Origin of the sequence: Pseudescherichia sp. (assembly GCF_031998825.1) — a bacterium.
GTDB lineage: Bacteria > Pseudomonadota > Gammaproteobacteria > Enterobacterales > Enterobacteriaceae > Pseudescherichia.
The window spans coordinates 1-6,920 of the sequence record NZ_DAMACX010000036.1; the positions used below are offsets into that span (position 1 = coordinate 1).

Here is a 6,920-nt window from a genome sequence, read left to right on the forward strand (position 1 = left end):
AAAGCTTCATATCAGGCACGAGAAGAACCTCAGGCATGCGTCCAGTGGTGGATAGCGGCGCCGTAAACTGTGCGGGCCAGGCTACGCTATCCAGGCGATGTATTTAAAGAGCGCGATGCAACGTCTGGAACAGAGGTGACGTTGTCACCGAAACTCAGCTAACCCAGAATACTCATTAAAAAGTATTAAAGCTTGTCAGTGTTAAGCGCTTGCATAAGCGGTGAGACGTTTAGGCCTCGCGCGACAAAACCCTGCAGCCATTCCGGGGCTTGCTCTAGCACCTGACGAGCGGAGGACTCTGAGTCAAATTCAGCAAAGACGCAGGCTCCTGTGCCAGTCAGGCGCGACGGCGCGTATTCTAACAGCCAGGAAAGCGCGGCATCAACCTCGCGAAAACGTTTTCTTGCGATAACCTCGCAATCATTGCCGAATTCACAGTTCAGTAACGTATTAATCGGCCGTTTTGGCGTATTGCGAGGCAAATCAGGATCGTTAAAGATGGCGGGCGTCGCAATATGTACGCCAGGGTGGGCCACCAGATACCACTTTTCCGGCGGATCGACAGGCGTCAGCTCCTCGCCAACGCCCTCGGCAAAGGCCGCGTGACCGTGCACAAACACCGGCACGTCCGCGCCAAGCGTCAACCCCAGCGCCGCCAGCGCATCCACCGACAGTCCGCAGCCCCAGAGATGGTTAAGCGCGACCAGCACCGTCGCTGCGTTAGAGGAGCCTCCGCCCAGCCCACCGCCCATCGGCAGGCGTTTCTCGATGCGAATATCTGCGCCGCTGCCCGCTGGCAGGGAGTCGCGCTCGGTCGCCGCCTGCTGAAGCAGCCGTGCGGCGCGGACGATCAGATTATCGCTCTCCGCCACGCCCTCTACCGGCGTCAGCAGACGAATCTTGCCGTCGCTGCGCGGTTCAATGCTGAGGGTGTCGCCGTAGTCGAGAAACTGAAATAGCGTCTGCAGGTCATGGTAACCATCGCTACGCTGGCCGGTGATATATAAAAAAAGATTAAGTTTTGCTGGCGAAGGCCACTGGGTCATCATTATTTTACAATCCAGTTATCCATCTTCAGTTTGATCCGCTGGCCGTCCTGATTTAACTCCATGTTGGACGGCATCGCCGGGGTTGATTTTGCATCATAGCCGCCGTAGGTCACCTTCCAGGTCTTCCCGTTCTGGGTATAGTTAAGCTCGCTCAGGCGATACTGACTGTCAAGCTTGTAGTCGGTGGCGTCGCCAGGCAGGCCAAGGATCCACTGGCGCAGACTGTTCAGCGGGATCGGCATCCCGGTCAGCTTACCTATCATCTCTTCGGCGTCGGTCGCGGTGTAGTGCTGGCCCTTGTTATCGACCAGCTCTACGCTGCCCGGTTTAGCGTTCAGCTCCAGCTCGGTGCTGCCGAGGGGATTGGTCAGCAGCAGACGGTAGTTATCCTGGCCGGTCTGCTGCCAGAAGAAGCGGGCATACACTTTCTGGCTGTCGGAGAGGTAAGCAAAGGCGCCACGCGTCTGGTACTGGCTCAGGTTACGCACCTCCTGCTGATGCTGACGCCACTGCGGCGAGTCCGGACTTTTGCCCGGCCCCTTCGGTGCATGGATAGAACAGGCGGTGAGAACCAGGCTTGCGAGAGGTAACAGGCGAATCAGTCGACGGTCCGGTAAAGTCATAGTGATGACAAATCCTTGTGGTGCGTTACGGTTATAATCTTTAATGCTAGCGCTGAGCAGGAATACCGTCTACGTTCAAGTTGTCTTAAATCATGAAATTACCAATTACTCCAAAAGGGGGCTGTCTCTTTTATTGACCCGGCTCATCCTGTATGATGCGCTCAGACTAACCTTATCAACGCTGGTACTACTCCCGCTGACATGACTCTTTTAGCGCTCGGCATCAACCATAAAACAGCACCTGTCTCGCTGCGAGAACGCGTTACGTTCACGCCGGACACGCTCGACCAGGCTCTGGAGAGCCTGCTGGCGCAGCCCATGGTGCAGGGTGGGGTGGTACTGTCGACCTGTAACCGCACAGAGCTCTACCTGAGCGTCGAAGAGCAGGACAATCTGCAGGAAGCGCTGATTCGCTGGCTCTGTGACTACCACCACCTGAACGAAGACGAGCTGCGCAACAGCCTCTACTGGCACCAGGACAACGACGCCGTCAGCCACCTGATGCGCGTTGCCAGCGGCCTCGATTCGCTGGTGCTGGGCGAGCCGCAGATTTTAGGCCAGGTGAAAAAAGCCTTCGCTGACTCCAGCCGCGGCCATCTCAACGCCAGCGCGCTGGAGCGTATGTTCCAGAAATCCTTCTCGGGGGCTAAACGAGTCCGTACCGAAACGGATATCGGGGCCAGCGCCGTGTCGGTGGCCTTTGCCGCCTGTACGCTGGCGCGTCAAATCTTCGAGTCGCTCTCAAGCGTTACGGTGCTGCTGGTCGGTGCAGGGGAGACCATTGAGCTGGTAGCCCGTCATCTGCGCGAGCACAAGGTGCAGAAGATGATCATCGCCAACCGTACCCGCGAGCGCGCCGAGCTGCTGGCCGATGAGGTCGGTGCCGAGGTGATCTCCCTGAGCGACATCGATGCGCGCCTGCAGGACGCCGATATCATCATCAGCTCTACCGCCAGTCCGCTGCCGATCATCGGTAAAGGGATGGTTGAGCGTGCGCTGAAATCTCGCCGTAACCAGCCGATGCTGCTGGTGGATATTGCCGTGCCTCGCGACGTCGAGCCAGAGGTCGGCAAGCTGGCGAACGCCTATCTCTACAGCGTTGATGACTTGCAGAGCATTATTTCGCACAATCTGGCGCAGCGAAAAGCTGCCGCCGTGGAGGCGGAGACCATCGTTGCTCAAGAGAGCAGCGAGTTTATGGCCTGGCTGCGCGCCCAGAGCGCCAGCGAAACGATCCGAGAATTCCGCGGCCAGGCAGAGCAGGTGCGCGATGAACTCACCGCGAAAGCCCTTGCCGCGCTTGAGCAGGGCGGCGACGCCCAGGCCATTATGCAGGATCTGGCCCGCAAGCTGACCAATCGCCTGATCCACACGCCAACCAAATCACTTCAGCAGGCCGCCCGTGACGGGGACGACGAACGCCTGCATATTCTGCGCAACAGCCTCGGGCTGGAGTAGCACAACAACCTCTTATTACAGGGTGCATTTACGCCTATGAAGCCTTCTATTGTTGCCAAACTGGAAGCCCTGCACGAACGCCATGAAGAAGTTCAGGCGCTGCTCGGCGACGCGGGAACCATCGCAGACCAGGACCGCTTTCGCGCGCTGTCGCGTGAATATGCGCAATTAAGCGATGTTTCACGCTGCTTTACTGACTGGCGACAGATTCAGGAAGATATCGAAACCGCGCAGATGATGCTCGACGATCCTGAGATGCGTGAGATGGCGCAGGAAGAGCTGCGCGAGCTGAAAGAGAAGGGCGAGGAGCTTGAGGCGCACCTGCAGGTTCTGCTCCTGCCGAAAGATCCCGATGATGAACGCAACGCCTTCCTTGAGGTCCGCGCCGGAACCGGCGGTGACGAAGCCGCGCTCTTTGCCGGCGATCTGTTCCGTATGTACACCCGCTACGCCGAATCCCGCCGCTGGCGCGTGGAGATCATGAGCGCCAACGAAGGCGAGCATGGCGGCTTTAAAGAGGTCATCGCCAAGGTGAGCGGCGAGGGCGTATACGGACGGCTGAAGTTTGAATCCGGCGGCCATCGCGTGCAGCGCGTTCCGGCCACCGAGTCGCAGGGGCGTATTCACACCTCCGCCTGTACCGTGGCGCTGATGCCGGAGCTGCCGGAAGCCGAGCTGCCGGACATCAACCCGGCGGACCTGCGTATTGACACCTTCCGCTCCTCCGGTGCGGGCGGCCAGCACGTTAACACCACCGATTCGGCGATCCGTATTACCCACCTGCCTACCGGCATCGTGGTGGAGTGCCAGGACGAGCGCTCCCAGCATAAAAACAAAGCCAAGGCGCTGGCGGTGCTCGGCTCGCGTATCCGTGCGGCGGAGATCGATAAGCGTCAGCAGGCGGAAGCGTCAACCCGCCGTAACCTGCTGGGCAGCGGCGATCGCAGCGACCGTAACCGGACCTATAACTTCCCGCAGGGGCGCGTCACCGATCACCGTATCAACCTGACGCTCTACCGTCTGGACGAGGTGATGGAAGGCAAGCTCGATATGCTGATTGAGCCTATCGTGCAGGAGTACCAGGCCGATCAGTTGGCGGCGCTGGCCGAGCAGGACTAATGGATTATCAGCACTGGCTACGCCAGGCGGTAAGCCAGCTTGCGGCAAGCGAGAGTCCCCGCCGCGATGCAGAGATCCTGCTGGGTTTCGTCACTGGCAGGGCGCGTACCTTTATTCTCGCTTTTGGTGAGACCGAGCTGCTACCTGCCGAGCAGGCGCAGCTTGAGGCGCTGCTGGCCCGTCGCCAGCGCGGCGAGCCGGTGGCTCACCTGGTGGGCATTCGCGAGTTTTGGTCGCTGCCGCTGTTTGTCTCTCCGGCGACGCTGATCCCCCGTCCGGACACCGAGTGTCTGGTTGAGCAGGCGCTGGCCCGCCTACCTGCATCCCCCTGTGCTATCCTCGATTTAGGCACCGGCACCGGCGCGATTGCGCTGGCGCTGGCCAGCGAGCGTCCCGACTGTCATATCACCGCCGTGGATGTGATGCCTGACGCGGTAGATCTTGCCCGGCGTAACGCCGAGCACTTAGGCATCGCTAACGTCACGCTGCTACAGAGCAACTGGTTCAGTGCGCTCGAGAGCCAGCGCTTCGCCACTATCGTCAGCAACCCGCCCTATATCGATGAGCAGGATCCGCATCTTGCTGAGGGCGACGTGCGCTTTGAGCCGCGCAGCGCGCTGGTGGCAGCGGAGCAGGGGCTAGCGGATCTGGCGTGGATTATCGACCAGGCGCGTGCGTTTCTGCTGCCCGACGGCTGGCTGCTGCTGGAGCATGGCTGGCAGCAGGGCGAACAGGTGCGGGCACTTTTTGCTAAAAATCACTACCAGGATGTTGAAACCACGCGGGATTACGGCGGCAACGAGCGACTGACCGCGGGCAGGTTATGCTGTTCGCATCCATAAGCAAGGCTGACTGAAGCGCCGTTTGGCGTTATCATCAACGTCGAATACCGTGACTGGGGTAAGTAATGAGGTCGTTAGCCGATTTCGAATTTAATAAAGCACCGTTATGCGACGGGATGATCCTCGTTTCACAACTTATCCGCGACGACTTTCCGTCGCAGTATGTCTGTGATGAACTGGAGAAGCTGGTTGCGCTGGCGCGCGAAGAGATAAGCCAGGCGCAGCCGCAGGAAGGGCAGCTCGAGAAGCTGCTTGCACTCTTTTATGGCGACTGGGGTTTTCAGGATTCGCAGGGTGTCTATCGCCTGTCGGATGCGCTGTGGCTTGATAGCGTGCTGAAAAACCGCCAGGGCAGCGCCGTCTCCCTCGGGGCGATCCTTCTGTGGGTAGCCGAGCAGCTGGATATTCCGCTGAGCCCGGTGATTTTCCCGACGCAGCTGATTTTGCGCGCCGAGTGGCTGGACGGCGAGATGTGGCTGATTAATCCCTTTAACGGCGACACGCTGAACGAGCACACCCTTGAGGTGTGGCTGAAGGGCAATATCAGCCCGATGGCCGAACTGTTTAACGAGGATCTCGACGAGGCGGACAACGCCGAGGTGATCCGCAAGCTGCTCGATACGCTCAAGTCGGCGCTGATGGAAGAGCAGCAGATGGAGCTGGCGTTGCGGGCCAGCGAAGCGCTGTTACAGTTTAACCCGGAAGATCCCTATGAGATCCGCGATCGCGGGCTGATTTACGCCCAGCTCGATTGCGATCACGTCGCGCTGCATGATTTAAGCTATTTTGTGGAGCAGTGTCCGGAAGATCCGATTAGCGAAATGATCCGCGCGCAGATCAACACGATTTCGCATCGACAGATTACGCTGCATTAATCCGATGAGTTCCGATTCAAACCTGATAAGGCGATTCTATGAAACAAAAAGTGGTTAGCATTGGCGATATTAACGTGGCAAACGATCTGCCGTTCGTGCTGTTTGGCGGCATGAACGTGCTGGAGTCACGCGACCTCGCGATGCGTATTTGCGAGCACTACGTTACCGTGACCCAGAAGCTGGGCATTCCGTACGTGTTCAAGGCCTCTTTTGATAAAGCCAACCGCTCCTCTATTCACTCCTACCGTGGCCCAGGCCTGGAAGAGGGGATGAAAATTTTCCAGGAGCTGAAGCAGACCTTCGGCGTAAAAGTGATCACCGACGTGCATGAGTCTCACCAGGCGCAGCCGGTTTCTGAGGTCGTGGATGTGATCCAGCTTCCGGCGTTCCTTGCTCGCCAGACCGATCTGGTGGAAGCGATGGCGAAAACCGGTGCGGTGATCAACGTGAAGAAGCCGCAGTTTGTTAGTCCGGGCCAGATGGGCAACATCGTCGACAAGTTCCGCGAAGGCGGCAACGAGAAGGTGATCCTCTGCGACCGTGGTGCCAACTTTGGTTACGACAATCTGGTTGTCGATATGCTGGGCTTCAGCGTGATGAAGAAGGTCTCCGGCAACTCGCCGGTGATCTTCGACGTAACCCACGCCCTGCAGTGCCGCGACCCGTTTGGCGAGGCTTCCAGCGGCCGTCGTGGTCAAGTGACCGAACTGGCGCGTGCCGGTATGGCGACCGGGCTGGCAGGCCTGTTTATCGAGGCGCACCCGGATCCGGCCCACGCCAAATGCGACGGCCCATCGGCGCTGCCGCTGGCGAAGCTGGAGCCGTTCCTGAAGCAGATCAAAGCCATTGACGATCTGGTGAAGAGCTTCGACGAGCTGGACACCGAGAACTAATAAAAAACCCGCCTCGGCGGGTTTTTTTATAGCTGTGTAGGCCCGGCAAGCTTGCGCCGCC

At 58.9% G+C, this 6,920-nt stretch carries 7 protein-coding genes; 5 read left to right on the plus strand and 2 right to left on the minus strand.

Features of this window, described 5'->3' with window-relative positions; genetic code table 11:
* Positions 1-185: 185 nt before the first annotated feature.
* A complete protein-coding gene (gene ispE / locus RTP97_RS15600; protein WP_312415340.1) occupies positions 186-1,046 on the minus strand; it encodes a 4-(cytidine 5'-diphospho)-2-C-methyl-D-erythritol kinase in 861 nt (286 codons plus the stop codon).
* Positions 1,047-1,048: 2 nt separating this feature from the next.
* Complete coding sequence (lolB, locus tag RTP97_RS15605) at positions 1,049-1,672, minus strand: lipoprotein insertase outer membrane protein LolB (protein WP_312226964.1); 624 nt, start codon at positions 1,670-1,672, stop codon at positions 1,049-1,051.
* A gap of 201 nt (positions 1,673-1,873) precedes the next feature.
* On the opposite strand from lolB, the gene hemA reads away from it, so the two are divergent.
* From hemA to kdsA, 5 genes are all read left to right on the plus strand, one after another.
* Positions 1,874-3,130 (plus strand): glutamyl-tRNA reductase, encoded by a 1,257-nt coding sequence (gene hemA / locus RTP97_RS15610; protein ID WP_312415282.1) that lies wholly within the window; start codon positions 1,874-1,876, stop codon positions 3,128-3,130.
* Between the two features lie 36 nt (positions 3,131-3,166).
* On the plus strand, positions 3,167-4,249 hold the full coding sequence (prfA, locus tag RTP97_RS15615; RefSeq protein WP_312415284.1) for a peptide chain release factor 1: 1,083 nt from the start codon (positions 3,167-3,169) through the stop codon (positions 4,247-4,249).
* Complete coding sequence (prmC, locus tag RTP97_RS15620) at positions 4,249-5,091, plus strand: peptide chain release factor N(5)-glutamine methyltransferase (protein WP_312415285.1); 843 nt, start codon at positions 4,249-4,251, stop codon at positions 5,089-5,091. Before prfA ends, prmC begins: the two co-directional genes overlap by 1 nt.
* A 65-nt stretch (positions 5,092-5,156) precedes the next feature.
* A complete protein-coding gene (gene sirB1, locus RTP97_RS15625; RefSeq protein WP_312415286.1) occupies positions 5,157-5,966 on the plus strand; it encodes an invasion regulator SirB1 in 810 nt (269 codons plus the stop codon).
* A 38-nt stretch (positions 5,967-6,004) separates the two neighbouring features.
* Positions 6,005-6,859, plus strand: coding sequence for a 3-deoxy-8-phosphooctulonate synthase (gene kdsA / locus RTP97_RS15630; protein ID WP_312415288.1), 855 nt, complete (start codon positions 6,005-6,007; stop codon positions 6,857-6,859).
* Positions 6,860-6,920: the final 61 nt, after the last annotated feature.

Excerpts from the sequence above, each read along its gene's own strand:
- hemA (WP_312415282.1), top strand. The coding sequence starts at position 1,874 with ATGACTCTTTTAGCGCTCGGCATCAACCATAAAACAGCACCTGTCTCG.
- prmC (WP_312415285.1), top strand. The coding sequence starts at position 4,249 with ATGGATTATCAGCACTGGCTACGCCAGGCGGTAAGCCAGCTTGCGGCA.
- sirB1 (WP_312415286.1), top strand. The coding sequence starts at position 5,157 with ATGAGGTCGTTAGCCGATTTCGAATTTAATAAAGCACCGTTATGCGAC.
- kdsA (WP_312415288.1), top strand. The coding sequence starts at position 6,005 with ATGAAACAAAAAGTGGTTAGCATTGGCGATATTAACGTGGCAAACGAT.
- prfA (WP_312415284.1), top strand. The coding sequence starts at position 3,167 with ATGAAGCCTTCTATTGTTGCCAAACTGGAAGCCCTGCACGAACGCCAT.
- lolB (WP_312226964.1), bottom strand. The coding sequence starts at position 1,672 with ATGACTTTACCGGACCGTCGACTGATTCGCCTGTTACCTCTCGCAAGC.
- ispE (WP_312415340.1), bottom strand. The coding sequence starts at position 1,046 with ATGACCCAGTGGCCTTCGCCAGCAAAACTTAATCTTTTTTTATATATC.